Origin of the sequence: Caballeronia sp. LZ001 (assembly GCF_031450875.1) — a bacterium.
Lineage (GTDB): Bacteria > Pseudomonadota > Gammaproteobacteria > Burkholderiales > Burkholderiaceae > Caballeronia.
This window is the reverse complement of record NZ_JARTVX010000005.1, coordinates 477,380-493,410: the sequence shown is the minus strand read 5'-3', so window position 1 is coordinate 493,410 and position 16,031 is coordinate 477,380. Positions and strand designations below refer to the sequence as shown.

Sequence of the window (16,031 nt, the reverse complement as noted above, 5' to 3'; positions counted from 1 at the left end):
GTTGTCTGATTCTTGCAGACAGCCGCTTGAAGGAGGTCATCATGAGAAATCATCGCAACGGTATGCCATGGCGCATTGCAATGGCGTTTGTCGTCGGCACGGCAAGCCTTGCCGTCACCACAGCCGCGCAGGCCGACAATCGCGCGGCGCAGAAGCTCGGGCAGATCGGCGTTATCAATCAGTCGCTTCAGCCGAAGCAGCCGAAGTCGTCGCCGGGATACTCGAACGGGCAAGCGAATTCCGCGAATGCCGCAAACGCGGCAAATACCGCTAATACGCCCACTCCTGTCACAGGCGGACCACATGTTCTGCCGGGTACGGGTGGCACGCCGCCGTCCAGATAATTGCAAGGCACATTTCCCGGGCCCTCAATGCGGCTCCCCTTTATCATGAGCGATGCCATCAATCGGAAGCGGGAGCCTGGGGAGCCTTTTTGCAATGAATCTACGGGGACTGCAATGCTTCATCGTGCTGGCTGAAGAACTGAACTTCAGCCGCGCGGCCGAGCGTTTGCATATCGCGCAGCCTGCGTTAAGCCAGCAGATTCGCGCGCTAGAGGAACGCCTTGGCAGTCAGCTCGTCGATCGTGGAAGCCGTCCCTTGCGGCTTACCGAAGCGGGCAGTTATTTTTATACCGAAGCGCGCCAAATTCTCGACCATTGCGAACAAGCGACGCAAGGCGTGCGGGCGATCGATGCCGGCACGCATGGCTGGCTCTCCGTCGGCTTTACGCGTTCGGCGATGTACAGCGTCTTGCCGCCCGCGTTGAAGGCCTTCCATGCGGCTTATCCGAAAGTCGAACTCAAGCTCTTCGAGATGCTCACCGAGGAGCAAGCCGATGCACTGCGCGATGCACGCATTCATATCGGCATTGGCAGACAAGCACCCAAACGTCCTGGCTGCACGAGACGCATCCTGCTGCATGAGCGCGTGATGGCGGTTCTGCCCGTCGATCATGCGCTTGCCGCACGTGACAGCGTGCGCGTGGATGACCTCGCGACATCGCCGCTCATTGTCTATCCGAAGCATCCGGCTGCGCAGTTTCCGCGCTTCATCGCCACGCTCTATCGCGACGCCGGCATCACGCCCATTGTCGGACATGAAGCCTACGAGATACAGACCGCGATTGCACTCGTGGCCGCGGGCCTTGGCGTAACGTATGTCGGTGAATCGGTGGCGCGGCATGGGCGCGCCGACGTCGTCTGCAAGCATCTCACGGGACCGGGCGCGAGTCAGATCACATCGTTGACAGCGAGCTTTCGTGAAGATGACAGCTCGCCGCATCTGCAAGCGTTTCTCGCTTGCCTGCCGAACGAAGCTCACGCTGACAGCGCGCTATAAGCTAAAACGCATAGAAGCATGCGCAATCCGTGTTGGACGGAGGACGGCTCACGTCCCTATCATGTCCCTTGCGCTCTGCAAACAGGAGCGCGGATTGCAAAGACGCCTGCATCGAGCAAGCGCGGCATGGAGACGACATGATTCAGCCAACGAACGCAGCAATAGCCACGAGCGACTCCCCTATAGCGAAAGCGACCATGGCCAAGGTGTATCGCCGCCTGATGCCGTTGCTCTTCGCGATGATGTTCTTCAACTATCTCGACCGCATCAACATCGGCTTTGCAGCGCTCGATATGAATCGCGCGCTGAACTTCAGTCCAGCGGTTTTCGGCTTTGCGGGCAGCGTGTTCTTCGTCGGCTACATGCTGCTCGAAGTGCCAAGCAACTTGCTCCTGCATAAGGTCGGCGCGCGACGCTGGCTTGCACGTATTCTGATCACATGGGGCGCGGTCGCGGCGGCCACTGCGTTCGTCTTCAACGATACGACCTTCTACACCGTACGTTTTCTGCTCGGCGTGATGGAAGCAGGTTTTTTGCCGGGCGTCGCCGTGTATTTGACCAAGTGGTTCCCCGAACGTTATCGGGCGCGTGCAGTGGGCGGCTATATCATCGCAGGCTCGTTTTCAGCGGTGCTGGGTGGACCGATCTCGACGACGCTCATGACCTACGGCAACGACATTCTCGGTCTGCAAGGCTGGCAGTGGATGTTCATTTGCGAAGGCGTGCCCGCCATTCTTCTCGGCATCATCACGTTGCGCGTGATGCAGGAACGTCCCGCCGATGCCGACTGGCTCACCGCTGAAGAAAAGCACTGGCTCGAAGGCACGCTCGAAACGGAACGCGCGGCGCTTGGTGGCAGCGGTCATGTTTCGATGTGGCGTGTAGCCGCCGATATTCGCGTGTGGAGCCTTGCATGTCTCTTCGGCTGCGCGCTCGTTGGCATCTATGGACTCTTTCTTTGGCTGCCGCAAATCGTGAAGAGCCTCGGCCATCTGTCGAATATCGAAGTGGGGTTTCTTTCTGCTGCACCTCCGCTCTTCGGCGTGCTCGGCACCTTTCTCATCAGCCGCAGTTCTGACCGCACGGGCGACCGCAAGAAGCATCTGGCCTTCGTCTATGGCATGAGCGCCGTCGCTATTGCAGGGAGCGCTTACGCGCCCTCGCCGATCATTGCTTATGCGCTTCTGTGCGTGACTGGCCTCTTCATCTATGCGGGCAATCCGTTGTTCTGGAGTCTTGCTGCCTCGTTTCGCACGGGTGCGGCAGGTGCGGCGACCATTGCGCTCATCAATACCATCGCGCAGTTTGGCGGTCTCGTGGGACCGTGGAGCATCGGGCTCGTGCGCAACGCAACGGGCAGCTTCAAGTTCGCGCTTGTCACCATCGCCGCGTTTCTCGTGGTCGCGACGATCATCGCGCTCGTGATGCGTGTACGTCCGCCAGAAGACGAAGCCAGTACCACGCCTCGCCGCGCCCAACAAACGCTTTAAACATCGCGAGACTCATTCCATGATCATCGATTGTCACGGTCACTACACCACGTCACCGCCAGAACACGAAGCCTGGCGTACGAAGCAGATCGCCGCGCTGAAGGACGGCGTGCCCGTGCCGCCTCGTCCATCGATCAGCGACGACCAGATACGCGAAACCATCCAAAACGGGCAATTACGCGTGCAGAGCGGACGCGGTATAGACCTCACGATCTTCTCGCCGCGTGCGGCCGGCATGGGCCACCATCTCGGCGATGCAAGCGCCAACGAAGCATGGTCGAAGGAATGCAACGACCTCATTCATCGCGTGGTGTCGCTGTTCCCGCGGCAATTCATCGGCGTATGTCAGTTGCCTCAGGCACCGGGCGTCGATCCTGCAAATTGCATTGCCGAGTTGCGACGCTGTGTCGAAGAGATGGGCTTCATCGGCTGCAATCTCAATCCCGATCCTTCGGGCGGTCACTGGTCCGGTTTGCCGATGACCGACCGCCACTGGTATCCGCTCTACGAAGCGCTCGTCGAACTCGACGTGCCTGCGATGATCCACGTGTCGTCATCGTGCAATCCCAACTTTCATGCGACGGGCGCGCACTACATCAACGGCGATACCTCGGTGTTCATGCAGTTGCTGGCGGGTAATCTCTTCAAGGACTTTCCGACGCTGAAGTTCATCATTCCGCACGGCGGCGGCGCGGTGCCGTATCACTGGGGACGTTATCGCGGGCTGGCGCAAGACATGAAGCAGCCGCGTCTCGATGAGCATTTGCTCAACAACGTGTTCTTCGATACCTGCGTTTATCACCAGCCTGGCGCCGAGCTGCTTGCCAAGGTCATTCCGGCGAAGAACATCCTTTTCGCTTCGGAGACGATCGGCGCGGTGCAGGGTATCGATCCAGAAACGGGTCATCACTACGACGATACGCGCCGCTATATCGACGGCATTACATGGCTCGCGGATGAAGACCGGCAGCGTATCTTTGAGCACAACGCGCGCATTGTTTATGCGCGTCTCGATTCACAAATCGCACGTCAAAGCTCACGGCAAGGAGTCTCGCAATGAACGCCCCCGGATGGCGGCAGAATGAATCTGCCGCGCAGGCAAGTCCCGAAGTGCTCGCGGCATTGAAGTCGCTTGCGGTATCGCTTCTCTCCGACAGCATGGCTCGCAGTTCGGGCACGATAGGACTCACGCCTTATCATCGGCCAAACACGCTGGCGGGCACGGCTGTCACGGTGCGCACGCGGCCCGGCGACAATCTGATGATTCATCGCGCGTTCGACTTTTGCCGCCCCGGCGACGTCCTCGTGATCGACGGCGGCGGAGAACTCACGCAAGCGTTGATGGGCGACATCATGTCGAGCTATGCAGAGAGCATCGGCATTGTGGGCCTCGTCATCGACGGCGCGATCCGCGATGTCGCTTCATTGCGTTCGCGCGATTTTCCAGTGTATGCACGCGGCGTTACGCATCGTGGGCCTTATAAGAACGGACCCGGTGAGATCAACGTGCCGGTGACGGTGGGCGGCATGGTCGTGTATCCGGGCGATATCATCGTCGGCGATGAAGACGGCGTGCTCGCCATCGCACAAGCCGATGCAGCCGATGTGATCGAGCGCGCGCGTCAGACCGAGCAAAAAGAAGCACAGGCTTTGCGATCCATCGCTGAAGGCACGTTCGACCGAAGCTGGATTGCCGCGCAACTCGAACGGTCGATGAAGGGCTGAAGTAACCGGTCGCGATCTTCTATACTCGGGCTCAAGGCCGCGCCTCATCGCGAAGGCGTCACGTCATGAGTCCATGAAAAAGATCAAACCCGCACTAGCACTGGAACTCGTCGCCAACCTGCTGCTGCCGTGGGCTGCATATCGCCTCGCCCTGCCGCATTGGGGCAACGTCGGCGCGCTCTATGCGTCCGCCGCGCCACCACTTGCATGGAGCCTATTCGAGTTCACACGCTCACGGCGCGTCGATGCTGTCTCCGCGCTGGTGCTGTTCGGCATTGCTCTCTCTATCGTTTTGCTCGCGCTCGGCGGTAGTCCGCGCATCCTGCTCGTGCGCGAATCGCTTGCGTCGGGCGCGACGGGCGTCGTATTTCTCGTGTCGATGCTGTTCGGGCGTCCACTGATCTTCTATCTCGCGCGCGCAACCGTCGCACGCCAACAGAAAGGCGGTGCCGAGCGTTTCGAGGGTTACTGGCGCGACAGCGCAGCGCTGCGCGACTCATTGCGACTCATGACGCTCGTCTGGGGCGTTGGACTGTCCATCGAAACGGCGTTGCGGTTCTGGTTAGCGTGGAACTGGCCCGTCGAACGCTACCTCGTCGTCTCGCCTTTCATCAGCTACGCAATCTACGGCGGTCTGCTTGCATGGACGTTCTGGTTTCGGGGACGACTCGTCAACCGGCAGCGCGGAGGCGATCCGTCGCGGGATGGCTTGCTTGGCTGAACGTGCTCGCGCCTGGAATTTTGCATGCCGAATGCAGCATGCCGGTACCATGCATGCTGCATGCAAAACACGATTCCTCCTTTTTACCGATGCCCGGACAAACCGCCATCAAGATTTTTCCTGTGGCTGCCGTAAACATGTCGGATAACCGCGCACGACCCCGTACACGCCAGGCCCGCCCCTCGACGGTCTCCTCCGAAATGGCACGATAAGATACGGCAGCGTTCAGAACAGAACCCCGGCCTGCGCCATTGGCACTCGCTTAAACGGAGATTCCGGCGTGTCCAGTCGCCAATCCCTCACTTTCAGGATGACGGCCTTCATCGTGGCCGTCTGTGTCCTGCTGATCGGCACCGACGTGTGGCGCAGCATTGCCGCACGGCGCGTGCAGCTCGAAGAAATGACCACGGCCACGGCCAACCTCGCGCGCGCCATGGCGCAGCATGCAAACGACACCTTCAAGGAAGCCGATACCACGCTCATTGGCATGGTCGAACGTGTCGAGCAGGAAGGCACCGAACCGGCCGCGCTCGAACGGCTGCATCGCTCGCTCGTGACGCGGGTCGAACAGTTGCCTCAACTCAACGGTCTTTTCATCTACGACAAAAACGGCGCGTGGCTCGTCAACTCGCGCCCGGCGCTCAGCCAACGTTTCAACAATGCCGACCGCGAGTATTTTGAATACCATCGCACGCACACCGGGCGCGGGCCGCATATCGGCTTGCCGGTGAAGAGCCGCTCGTCCGGCAAGTGGATCGTGCCGATATCTCGGCGCATCGATGCGCCCGACGGCAGCTTCGCCGGCGTGGCGCTCGCCACCATCGACGTGGCCTTCTTCTCGCGCTTCTACGACAGTCTCGACCTCGGCCAGGGCGGCGCGGCGGCGCTGGTTTCGAATGACGGCGCGATGATCGTGCGCCGACCGTTCGAGGACCGTTTCGTCGGTAAGAGCATGGTCGACACGACGCTCTTTCGCATGCATCGCGCCGATAGCCGCTCAGGAAGCTTCATAACCAGTTCGTCGCAGGATGGCGTCACGCGTCTGAACAGTTACCGCGAGCTCGAGGATTACCCGCTTTTCGTGGCGGCGGCGCTCTCGCGTGACGAGATCATCGCGCCGTGGTGGCGCGACACGCTTTGGCACGCGGCGGTCACCGCATTGCTGGCACTTGCGCTCGCGCTGTTCGGCTTCAAGATCGTGCGGCAGATTACGAGCCGCATCAAGATCGAGCAGGAGCTCGCGCGCAGTCTTGCCACTACCCGCACCGTACTCGATACGGCGATAAACCCGATCATCACCGTCGACGAACGCGGCGCGATTCGCTCGTTCAACACGGCGGGAGAGAAGGTCTTCGGCTATGCCGCGAGCGAACTGATCGGACAGAACATCCGCTTGCTCGTGCCGCCGGCCTGGATCGAAACGTATAACGAATACATAACGCAATTCACTACTGGCACCGGCGTGCCCACGGCGAACGGCGAACTCGCCGGGCTTCGCAAGGACGGCACGTCGTTCCCCGCTCATGTCTCCACGGGCGCGATGCAACTAGATGGCGCTTTGCATTTTGTATGCGTCATTACGGACATCTCGCGGCAAAAGAAGGAGCGCAGTGAACTCGCCGATGCGCGCGACCAACTGTTGCTCGCGGCCGATATCGCCGAACTCGGTATCTGGTCATGGGACATCGTTACCGGGCGGCTGCATTGGACGCCGCGCATGTTCGAGATTTACGGCTATCCGCCCGAACTACTCGACCATGGATTGAATATCGAGCACTGGCAGCAGCGCATCCACCCTGACGATCGCGACGCGACGCTGCAAAGTCTGCAGGCGGCCATCGACGGAGCGCCTGTCGTCATGCCGCCCTTTCGCATCGTTCTGGCGAATGGCGCGATCCGGCGCATTCAGAGCGGACTGCGCATTCAACGCGATGCGAGCGGCCGCGCCGTCTCGATGACCGGCGTGAATTACGACGTCACCGATCAATACGAACTCGAATACCACCTGCGTCACGCGAAGGAACAGGCCGATGCAGCGAGCGCGGCCAAATCCACCTTCCTCGCCAACATGAGCCACGAGATCCGTACGCCGATGAATGCGGTCCTCGGCATGCTGCATCTGGTGCAACTGACTTCGCTCAATCGTCGTCAGCAAGACTACGTGAGCAAAGCCGAAACCGCGGCCAAGTCGCTCCTCAACCTGCTCAACGACATTCTCGATTATTCGAAGATCGAAGCAGGCAAGCTGCAACTCGACAGTCATCCGTTCGAGCCTGAAAAGCTGATGGAAGAACTCGGCGTCGTACTCTCCGGTAATCAAGGCACGAAGGACGTGGAAGTACTGTTCGACCTCGACCCGGAATTGCCCGACACGCTCTTGGGCGACGGCTTTCGCCTGCAGCAGGTGCTCATCAACCTTGCGGGCAACGCGCTCAAGTTCACGACGGCCGGGCAGATCGTCGTGAGCGTGCACGGCATCGAAGCGGTCAAAGACGCGTCGGTGCGCGTGCGCGTGGCGGTTAGCGATAGCGGCATCGGCATCAGCGCGCTTCAGCTCGAACGCATTTTCGAAGGCTTCACGCAGGCGGAAGCATCGACTACACGCCGTTTCGGCGGCTCCGGGCTCGGACTCGTGATCTGCAAACGGCTCGTCGCGATGATGGGCGGCGAACTGCAGGTAGAGAGCGAAGTGGGCGTGGGCAGCCGCTTCTGGTTCGATATTGAATTCGGCATTCAATCGGATGTACACAAAATACAAACGGATGACATCGACTTCGATCATCCGGTGCGCCTCCTGATCGCCGACGACAACCCCATCGCGGGCGAAATCCTGTTGCGCACGGTGCGCTCGCTGGGATGGCACGCCGATGTGGTCGAGAGCGGCATCGAAGCCGTGGAACGCATCGGCGATGCGGCACGCGACAACCATCCTTACGACATCGCCCTGATGGACTGGCGCATGCCAGGGCTCGACGGTTTGAATGCCGCACGCCTGATCCACACGATGAAAGGCCGCGCCGCGCCGCCGCTCGTGTTGCTCGTCACCGCTTTCGGACGCGAAGTGCTGAGGGAAACGCAAGAAGGCGGCGCGCCGCCCTTCGCCGGCTTTTTGACCAAGCCGGTCACGCCCAAGCAACTCGTCGCCGCGATTCGCGTGGCAAGATCGAATGCAAACGACAAAGAGGCACCGCCTGTCCCGGCAAGCGCACCGCGCAAGCGGCGTCTCGCCGGACTCGAACTGCTCGTAGTCGAAGACAATGCGCTCAACCGGCAAGTCGCGGAAGGTTTGTTGCGCGCGGAAGGCGCCACCGTGACGCTTGCGGAAAGCGGACGTGAAGGCGTGCATGCCGTGCTCCAGGGCAACGCGCGCTTCGACGCCGTTCTGATGGACGTGCAGATGCCCGACCTCGATGGACTCGAAGCCACCCGACTGATACGTGCGGATGGCCGCTTCGGCGCGTTGCCGATCATCGCGATGACGGCGAATGCATCGAATGCGGATCGCGACACCTGTCTCGCTGCGGGCATGAACGATCACGTCGGCAAGCCGATCGATGTCGAGCGGCTGGTGGCAGTGCTCAGTGCACGAGCCGTCGTGGAAGACGCGGCATCGAGTCATGCGGAAGACGATGACATCGTCGAGCCATCCGCGTCGCTGCTCGCGCGATTCGGCGGCAATCATGATCTGATTCGTAACGCGATTGATGGCTTTGGACCACAGACCGCCAAGCATTTGACGCGGCTTGTTGCACGGCTTGCCGCGCGCGATGTTCAGGGCGTGGCATCGGTACTGCATACGCTTAAGGGTAGCGCGGGCACTGTTGGCGCATCGGCATTGGCGAAGCTCGCTGCGCGGCTCGAAAACGATCTCAAAGCCTCGGACGATACGGCGCGCGCGCTCGCCTCCATCGACGCACAACTCGCGCGCATGCAGCAGTTGCTTGCAACGAGCGTCGAGCGCCTCACGCAGGCATTCCCGCAAAGGCATGCAAGTACGCAAGAGAAGCCGCAAATACAGCCTCTTGCCGACGAAGACTGGCGCGCGCGCCTCAACGACATTGTTGCGTTGCTCGATTCATCGAATCTTCAAGCGATTGCAATGTCCGAGAGTTTGTGGCCGCAAGCGCCGGATGACCAGCGCGTTGCCTTTGAACAATTGCTTGCGCGTGTACGCGCTCTCGACTTTGAGCGCGCATCAAGACTTGCGCGCGACATGCTGGAGCAAAACTGATATGGAAGAGCTTGAGCAATGGCTCATGCATGCGCACCGTCGTCCCAAGCTTGTAATCGCGGACGATCAGCCTGTCAATATTCGCGTGCTGTATGAACTCTTTCGCGACACGTGCGACATCTTCATGGCGACGAGCGGCGCGCAAGCTATTCAAGTCGCGCAAAACGAACTGCCCGATTTGATTCTGCTCGATGTCGTGATGGACGATCTCGACGGACACGAAGTATGCCGCCGCCTCAAGTCCGATCCATTGACGCGCGATACACCCATTATCTTTATCACCTCGCAGGATCACGAAGACGACGAAGTCAAAGCGCTCGAACTCGGCGCCGTTGATTTCATCACTAAGCCGATCAATCCTGTCATCACGCGAGCACGAGTGCGCACGCATCTGACGCTCAAGCTGCAAGGCGACCGCTTGCGCGCAAGCGCCCTGCTGGACGGTCTTACCGGTGTCGCTAATCGACGCAAGTTCGATGAAGACTTGCTTGCGGACTGGCGGCATTGCGCACGTGAGAATTCACCGCTTTCGTTGATCCTGTTGGATGTGGATTACTTCAAGCGCTTCAACGATCACTATGGCCATCAGGCCGGCGATGCTTGTTTAAAGACGATTGCCAAGACTTTGGGGAAGAGTCTGCGCAGGCCCTATGACAAGATTGCGCGCTATGGTGGCGAGGAGTTCGCGTGCCTCTTGCCGAATACGAATGTCGATGGTGCCAAACTGGTCGCGCAGAAGATGCTGGACGCCGTGCGTGCGTTGGCCATTGCGCATCGCCTTTCGGACGTCGATGAGCATGTGACCTTGTCGGCGGGTGTGGCCGCGGTTTTGCCATCGCGCGAACTGCTGACCTCCGCTGTGCTCATCAAGGCCGCAGACGACGCTCTTTACGAAGCAAAGCGCGCCGGACGTGCGCGCTTCGCTCTTGCACCTTTAGAATAAATCGCAGCGATCACGCATCACGGCCTTCGCGCGAAGCCGCTGGAAACGAATGCACGCTCGCGCCGCCCGGCGATTCACGAAGCGCATTGATTTCCTCTTCGACTTTGCGCGCCGCCGTCAATGCGTTGAGCACGCGAGCCTGCAATACTGCGGGCTTTGCCGGCTTGGCGATGACATCCGCCGCACCGCTATCCAGCGTGCGCTGCTCGATTGCGACATCGCATGCTTCGACAAGTACGACTATCGGCACATGCGGATGCAAGGCTTCCAATTGGCTCAAAGTTTCGTCGATACCATGTTCGCAGCAACGTGAATCGAGCACGATCGCGGCGGGCGCATGGCGGCTTGCAAGAGCCAGCGCGGCTTCGCAATCGGCCACGATATCCAGCGCGCCGATCGCTTCGAGCGCGTCGCGATGCGCATCGGCTGTATCGTCCGCAAGAATGCCCACGACATAGATGCTCGCTGCCTTGCGTTGAACCTGCGGCGTTGTGTCTGCGCTCACAGCTTGCGTCCGTGCTTCCGTGACTCGGCGGCGCAAGCGCAGTTGAGCACGCACACGTGCCTGCAGTCGTGCAGCAACCAGCGGCTTGATAACGTAGTCGGCCGCGCCCATGCGAAAAGCATCGACCTCTAACGCGGGCGCGTCATGACTCGTCACGAAGATGACGGGCACGTGTGCAAGCTTAGGGTCGCGCTTAAGAACCTCGCAAACGTCGAAGCCCGTCATGTTTGGCAGATTGGCGTCGAGCAAAATCAGGTCGGGGATTGATTGGCGAGCGAGCGTCAAGGCCGCTTCGCCTGTCATGGCAAAGCGCTGATCAGGAAATTCCGCAAGCATTTCGCCCACGATGCGAATCATGGCCGGATCGTCCTCGACGAACAGCAAACGCGGCTGGCGAGAGGATGCAAGGGTGCTGAGCTGATCCATTTTCTGACTGGTATTCATCGGGCGGGCACACTCCACGACGTTACGCCTTGCCTTCAAAAATTCTGGTGTCTGGCAGACGAGTTCAATTGAGAATACAAATTATCCGATATTTCCGCTAAGGCTCAAACCAGCGCTAAAAATTGTTCACCCGATGCGGTTCTTGAAACCAGTAAGTAAAATGTACGGCGTGTTTTCAACGTTTGCCCTTGCTCCGACAGGGCCGATCGGCAGTGCGTAAGCGTACAGACACAGATCGCAAACCGCATCCGCAAATTTTTCTCTTTCGTTTTTAATCGATTTATACAGATCAATGCAAACATTCAAAAACGCGTTATCGTTTGCGGGGCGTTTAAGCTCTTAGGAATAAAGCGCATACTAGCGGCATATACAAATAAGATGAGAAAAGCCATGCACGGGGAAAACAGGACGCTTTATTATGCCGGGCGCACCGTATCGGAAGAACTTTCCGAGCGTTTGCATGCTCGCGGCTGGACGATTGAGCAAATCGATCCCGCCAAGCCACCAAAAGCCGCCCGTCATGGCAAGCGCGCTGCCGCCGGCATTGTCGACCTGACTAAACGCGGGCTCGCAAAAGATACGGCCGTTGTCGCCGAATTGCTTGCACTCTGCCAGATTGGCTGGGTTGCAACGGTCGACGCCGAGCATGTCGAGAATCCCGAGATCTGTCGGCTTATCCGCGACTTCTGCTTCGATTACGTGACCGTGCCTTCATCGGCGGATCGCATAGTCGATGCAGTCGGTCATGCGTATGGCATGGTCGCCTTGCACGATACGGCAAGCAGCGCGACCGGCAACGAATCGCGTAAGGACGATGGCAAGGAAGGCAGCATGGTCGGTTCATGTGACGCCATGCAGGCGCTTTATCGATCAATCCGTAAAGTCGCCATGACGGACGCACCGGTGTTCATTTCCGGCGAATCAGGCACCGGCAAGGAATTAACGGCGGTTGCAATTCATGAACGCTCGGTACGTCGCGATCAACCATTCGTCGCAATCAACTGCGGCGCCATACCACCGCATCTGCTTCAATCCGAATTGTTCGGCTACGAGCGCGGCGCATTTACGGGCGCAAATCAACGCAAGATCGGCCGTGTGGAGGCCGCGGATGGCGGTACGCTCTTTCTCGATGAAATCGGCGATCTGCCGCTCGAGAGTCAAGCGAGTCTCTTGCGCTTTCTTCAAGAACGCAAAATCGAACGTCTTGGCGGCCAAACCTCGACGGACGTGGATGTGCGCATCATTTCGGCCACGCACGTCGATATGCAAACCGCGATGATCGAAGGCCGTTTTCGCGCGGACTTATACCACCGTTTGTGCGTCTTGCAGATCGACGAGCCCCCTTTGCGCGTACGCGGCAAGGATATCGAACTGCTCGCCAATCATATGCTCGATCGCTATAGAAAAGATGCGAGCCGACGCTTGCGTGGCTTCTCGCCGTGCGCCATCGCGGCGCTTCACAATTACGGCTGGCCGGGCAATGTGCGTGAATTGATTAATCGCGTGCGTCGCGCCATTGTCATGGCGGAAGGACGTCAGATTCTCGCTAGCGATCTCGAACTCGGCGAATACGCCGAAGCTGCGCCGACGACGCTTGCGCAAGCACGCGAAGCCGCAGAGCGGCAAGCCATTGAAGTCGCACTCTTGCGTCATCGCGGCCGCCTGGGTGAAGCGGCCGATGAGCTGGGCATTTCGCGAGTCACGCTTTATCGTATGTTGACGGCTTATGGTCTGCGCGCTAAAGCAGATCGCACGCTTGAGGCATCGAGCGCTTAAGACGCACGAGGCGAAGACTAATTAAAGTGTCGGTCGAGCGCTGCCAGTAAGTGCTGCGAGAGCCGCGTCGCGCGGCCCTGAATCGCTCGATCCGATAATCTCGACAACGCATACGACGCAGCCAGCACCGCAGTCAGCGTGGCGCCATATAGCGCCAACGCTGTCTCGTCGCTTGTCTCCTTGAATCTTCCCTCAAAGAAATGGAAGGTCACGTAGACACAAATGAAATGCCAAAGATAAATGCCGTAGCTCTCACGGCCTAACGCGGCGGCACAGCGGCGGATCATCGACAGGCTTTGTGTCTTGCGCATGATAGGCGGCGCACTTGCTTTGTGCGCGCTGCGCGTGCAAACGAACAGCAGGAAAGCTACGGCGCTACATGCCGCGAACAACGGTGCGAGGGCATGAGCTTTAGCGAGCCATACGCCGAGCATCGCGGTCACGATGGCAAAGCCAAGCGCCAGCGAAGCGTAGAGGTACGACTTAAGTCGCGTCACTCTTTCGTCGCCCGTCAAGTGCGAACGAAAGGCATACCACGCCCACATGCCAACGATGAAGCACGGTCCCTGCACGGGCGGCCAGAAGTAACTGTACGAGTTGTTCGTCACATCGCAATCGAGCACGCCGTGGCATTCGCTCATCGATGTAATGGCAAAGGAAAGCGCCAGCAGTATTACGGTGGCGAGGAGCAGACGCTTGCGATTCATCGCCAGGAAAAACAATAGCGGTGCAATCAAGTAGAAGAGCATTTCGACGCCAATAGACCATCCTCCCGGGACCACGTTATTGATGGCCGTTGGCGAGAGCGCATGCAGGAAAAGCATGTTGAGGAGGATATCGACCGGGCCATGCACGCCGAGCACCCAAGCGTGTTCGTAACCGGAGCGCGTCGCCCCGTAACTGATAAGGCCGTAGATGACGATGGCCGCATAGTAAAGCGGAGCGATGCGAAAAAAGCGCTTGATGTAGAAGCGTAGCGCGACGTGGCGCGCGTCGACACATCGCGCATGGTCCATCTCGAGGGTCATGAAGATCGTGATTGCGCTGATGACGAAGAACAACTGCACGCCGTACTGCCCCATGTGCGTCAGCAGCGTCACCGCTCCCGGCAGATTGGGGAACTGAAACGATAGATGTACTGCGACAACCCCGACAATCGCGAGCGCACGACCAGCGTCGAGTGCGGCAACGCGTCCTTGCTGCATCGATATCCTCCTTGCATGCATAGCGGCCTTCACAGCCGCGAGGTGCGTGGACATAGATGACTTCAACGAGTTCCCTGATTTCTCCAGCGCGCGCAATTCGATACATGCCGAAACACCTTTGCGTAAATGTGGCCGGCGTCGTTGTTGACGGAAAACTGTTCGAGTTGAATATGTCTTAGCGGCATGTCTGCGATTCGCAACAATATTAAAAAAAATGATCGAGATGACATGGCAATTAAATCGTTGCAACCGCTTAACAGTAAAACGTTTAAGCGGGAAATGTTGCTGGCTGATTGCCGCTCTCAGCCAGGCTTTGTCCGCCAATGCCGCTCGAATCCGCCAGATGGGTGCGTTGCAAGCGACTGTAACGCGCCAACGAATGAAAGCATGATGTATGCTCCACCACGTAGACTAAGGTTGGCGGCTAGCACATTTGATGGACCTCGGCGCGATTGCTAGCGATTTCTTCAAGATTAGCGTCAATTTGGTATCGCTTGTTGTTCTCTCAGTAAGCGGCAGCGAACAAAGGTGAAAGCATCTTTCGCGTAAAGTTCAACCGTGTGCTGCGTGCTAAAGACTTCAAAAAAATCAAAGTCGGCAAGTTCAGCCAGACGTCGAGGGCCATGGGGGCGCTTTGTGCGAGACCGTACAGAACGCTGTTTTGTGTGCTGTTTCACTGTTGAAGCTTTATTCCAGTGATATGCATTTCTTTCTTTGAGCGGGGCGACAAGGGAGATGACATCGTTATCCCAAGCGCAATGCGAGGGCTTTTGGAAGGACGGATTTCTTCGTCTTGAGAAAGTTGCGGAGCATGCGGAAATTAAGACCTTGCGTACAATTGGCGACCGCCTGCTGCGCGAAAAGGCGGGATTCAAGCAAGGCATGCTGTTCGACTTTTATCCGGAAGGTGAGGGTCCGGACAAGCCTAAGCTCGCGCAATTGCATGGTCCGTCGCATTTCGAGCGAAGCCTCATGGAGAGTGAGCTGAATCGGCGCGTGCAACGTGTCGCCATGCAACTGCTCGGCCCCAAGGCACGCTTCGTGAGCGACAGCTTTTTTCATAAGCCCGCTCATACCGAGGCCGTGACACCCTGGCATCAGGATGAAGCATTCACCGACCCGCGCATCGAACATCGAGAGGTGAACTTCTGGTTCCCCTTGCAGCCGGTGTCGCTGACCAACGGGTGCATGCAGTTCATCGCCGGCGTCGCATATTGGACCCGTGCTTCCGCATGGCCCCATTGGCGGCGATCCGAGCACGCATGGCCTTGAATGCGTCACGGGCTTCAATGCTGGCGAGGCGGTCGTTTGTCCGCTCGAACTCGGCGACTGCACCATTCATGCGGGACGTACGCTGCATTTCGCGGGTCCGAATCATTCGGATGCACCGCGTTATGCGTATTCGATGGTGTTTGGCTTGCCGCGACGGGCATCGAAAGAAGTCCGCAGCTTTCCCTGGAACGACAATCGCCGTCTCTCACGGCAGGCGCGTGTGAACGACTCCAGGACGCGAGACAGCTTTTGGCCATATTTGTCCCGCAAGGTGCGCGAGTTCGACTACACGAATCCTTATGAATGGCGGCTCGGCGCCGAACGCGTAGCGCGTCTTATCAAGGGTAAGCGCACCGCCGGTTGAGTATTAGAAGCATC

At 58.8% G+C, this 16,031-nt stretch carries 13 protein-coding genes; 11 read left to right on the top strand and 2 right to left on the bottom strand.

All coding sequences use genetic code 11. The features are described from left to right. The first annotated feature begins 41 nt into the window (after positions 1 to 41). The 8 genes from P9292_RS38740 (at position 42) to P9292_RS38705 (ending at position 10,451) form a co-directional block, all read left to right on the top strand. The gene (locus P9292_RS38740; protein ID WP_309847759.1) at positions 42 to 344 is read left to right on the top strand and encodes a hypothetical protein; all 303 of its coding nucleotides are present in this window, start codon (positions 42 to 44) and stop codon (positions 342 to 344) included. Between the two features lie 94 nt (positions 345 to 438). Then, positions 439 to 1,341, top strand: a complete 903-nt coding sequence (locus P9292_RS38735; protein ID WP_309964869.1) for a LysR family transcriptional regulator — start codon at positions 439 to 441, stop codon at positions 1,339 to 1,341. Between the two features lie 137 nt (positions 1,342 to 1,478). Next, entirely contained in the window at positions 1,479 to 2,831 is a 1,353-nt protein-coding gene (locus P9292_RS38730; RefSeq protein ID WP_244831320.1) for an MFS transporter, read from the top strand. A gap of 19 nt (positions 2,832 to 2,850) precedes the next feature. After that, complete coding sequence (locus P9292_RS38725; protein ID WP_309964866.1) at positions 2,851 to 3,891, top strand: amidohydrolase family protein; 1,041 nt, start codon at positions 2,851 to 2,853, stop codon at positions 3,889 to 3,891. After that, positions 3,888 to 4,556 (top strand): RraA family protein, encoded by a 669-nt coding sequence (locus P9292_RS38720; RefSeq protein ID WP_250467980.1) that lies wholly within the window; start codon positions 3,888 to 3,890, stop codon positions 4,554 to 4,556. The genes P9292_RS38725 and P9292_RS38720 overlap by 4 nt, the downstream gene beginning before the upstream one ends. Before the next feature lie 73 nt (positions 4,557 to 4,629). After that, positions 4,630 to 5,277 carry a VC0807 family protein gene (locus P9292_RS38715; protein ID WP_309964864.1) on the top strand — a complete coding sequence of 216 codons (648 nt, stop codon included), beginning with the start codon at positions 4,630 to 4,632 and terminating at the stop codon, positions 5,275 to 5,277. 280 nt (positions 5,278 to 5,557) lie between these two features. Next, positions 5,558 to 9,508: a response regulator gene (locus P9292_RS38710; protein ID WP_309964863.1), complete on the top strand. Its 3,951-nt coding sequence runs from the start codon at positions 5,558 to 5,560 to the stop codon at positions 9,506 to 9,508. Position 9,509: 1 nt separating this feature from the next. Continuing rightward, on the top strand, positions 9,510 to 10,451 hold the full coding sequence (locus tag P9292_RS38705) for a diguanylate cyclase domain-containing protein (RefSeq protein WP_309964861.1): 942 nt from the start codon (positions 9,510 to 9,512) through the stop codon (positions 10,449 to 10,451). 10 nt (positions 10,452 to 10,461) lie between these two features. On the opposite strand, the gene P9292_RS38700 is transcribed toward P9292_RS38705, so the two are convergent. After that, positions 10,462 to 11,382, bottom strand: a complete 921-nt coding sequence (locus tag P9292_RS38700) for a response regulator (protein ID WP_309964859.1) — start codon at positions 11,380 to 11,382, stop codon at positions 10,462 to 10,464. Between the two features lie 408 nt (positions 11,383 to 11,790). Between P9292_RS38700 and P9292_RS38695 the strand changes: the two genes are divergently transcribed. After that, on the top strand, positions 11,791 to 13,176 hold the full coding sequence (locus P9292_RS38695) for a sigma-54 dependent transcriptional regulator (RefSeq protein WP_250510551.1): 1,386 nt from the start codon (positions 11,791 to 11,793) through the stop codon (positions 13,174 to 13,176). 17 nt (positions 13,177 to 13,193) lie between these two features. On the opposite strand, the gene P9292_RS38690 is transcribed toward P9292_RS38695, so the two are convergent. After that, positions 13,194 to 14,381 carry an acyltransferase family protein gene (locus tag P9292_RS38690; RefSeq protein ID WP_409015563.1) on the bottom strand — a complete coding sequence of 396 codons (1,188 nt, stop codon included), beginning with the start codon at positions 14,379 to 14,381 and terminating at the stop codon, positions 13,194 to 13,196. 714 nt (positions 14,382 to 15,095) lie between these two features. On the opposite strand from P9292_RS38690, the gene P9292_RS38685 reads away from it, so the two are divergent. Then, on the top strand, positions 15,096 to 15,653 hold the full coding sequence (locus tag P9292_RS38685; RefSeq protein WP_309964855.1) for a phytanoyl-CoA dioxygenase family protein: 558 nt from the start codon (positions 15,096 to 15,098) through the stop codon (positions 15,651 to 15,653). Then, the gene (locus P9292_RS38680; RefSeq protein WP_309964853.1) at positions 15,604 to 16,017 is read left to right on the top strand and encodes a phytanoyl-CoA dioxygenase family protein; all 414 of its coding nucleotides are present in this window, start codon (positions 15,604 to 15,606) and stop codon (positions 16,015 to 16,017) included. Before P9292_RS38685 ends, P9292_RS38680 begins: the two co-directional genes overlap by 50 nt. Positions 16,018 to 16,031 lie beyond the last annotated feature (14 nt).

Bases quoted from the DNA above. Each gene is read 5' to 3' on its own strand.
- P9292_RS38740 (WP_309847759.1), top strand. From the start codon at position 42: ATGAGAAATCATCGCAACGGTATGCCATGGCGCATTGCAATGGCGTTT.
- P9292_RS38735 (WP_309964869.1), top strand. From the start codon at position 439: ATGAATCTACGGGGACTGCAATGCTTCATCGTGCTGGCTGAAGAACTG.
- P9292_RS38730 (WP_244831320.1), top strand. From the start codon at position 1,479: ATGATTCAGCCAACGAACGCAGCAATAGCCACGAGCGACTCCCCTATA.
- P9292_RS38725 (WP_309964866.1), top strand. From the start codon at position 2,851: ATGATCATCGATTGTCACGGTCACTACACCACGTCACCGCCAGAACAC.
- P9292_RS38720 (WP_250467980.1), top strand. From the start codon at position 3,888: ATGAACGCCCCCGGATGGCGGCAGAATGAATCTGCCGCGCAGGCAAGT.
- P9292_RS38715 (WP_309964864.1), top strand. From the start codon at position 4,630: ATGAAAAAGATCAAACCCGCACTAGCACTGGAACTCGTCGCCAACCTG.
- P9292_RS38705 (WP_309964861.1), top strand. From the start codon at position 9,510: ATGGAAGAGCTTGAGCAATGGCTCATGCATGCGCACCGTCGTCCCAAG.
- P9292_RS38700 (WP_309964859.1), bottom strand. From the start codon at position 11,382: ATGGATCAGCTCAGCACCCTTGCATCCTCTCGCCAGCCGCGTTTGCTG.
- P9292_RS38695 (WP_250510551.1), top strand. From the start codon at position 11,791: ATGCACGGGGAAAACAGGACGCTTTATTATGCCGGGCGCACCGTATCG.
- P9292_RS38690 (WP_409015563.1), bottom strand. From the start codon at position 14,381: ATGCAGCAAGGACGCGTTGCCGCACTCGACGCTGGTCGTGCGCTCGCG.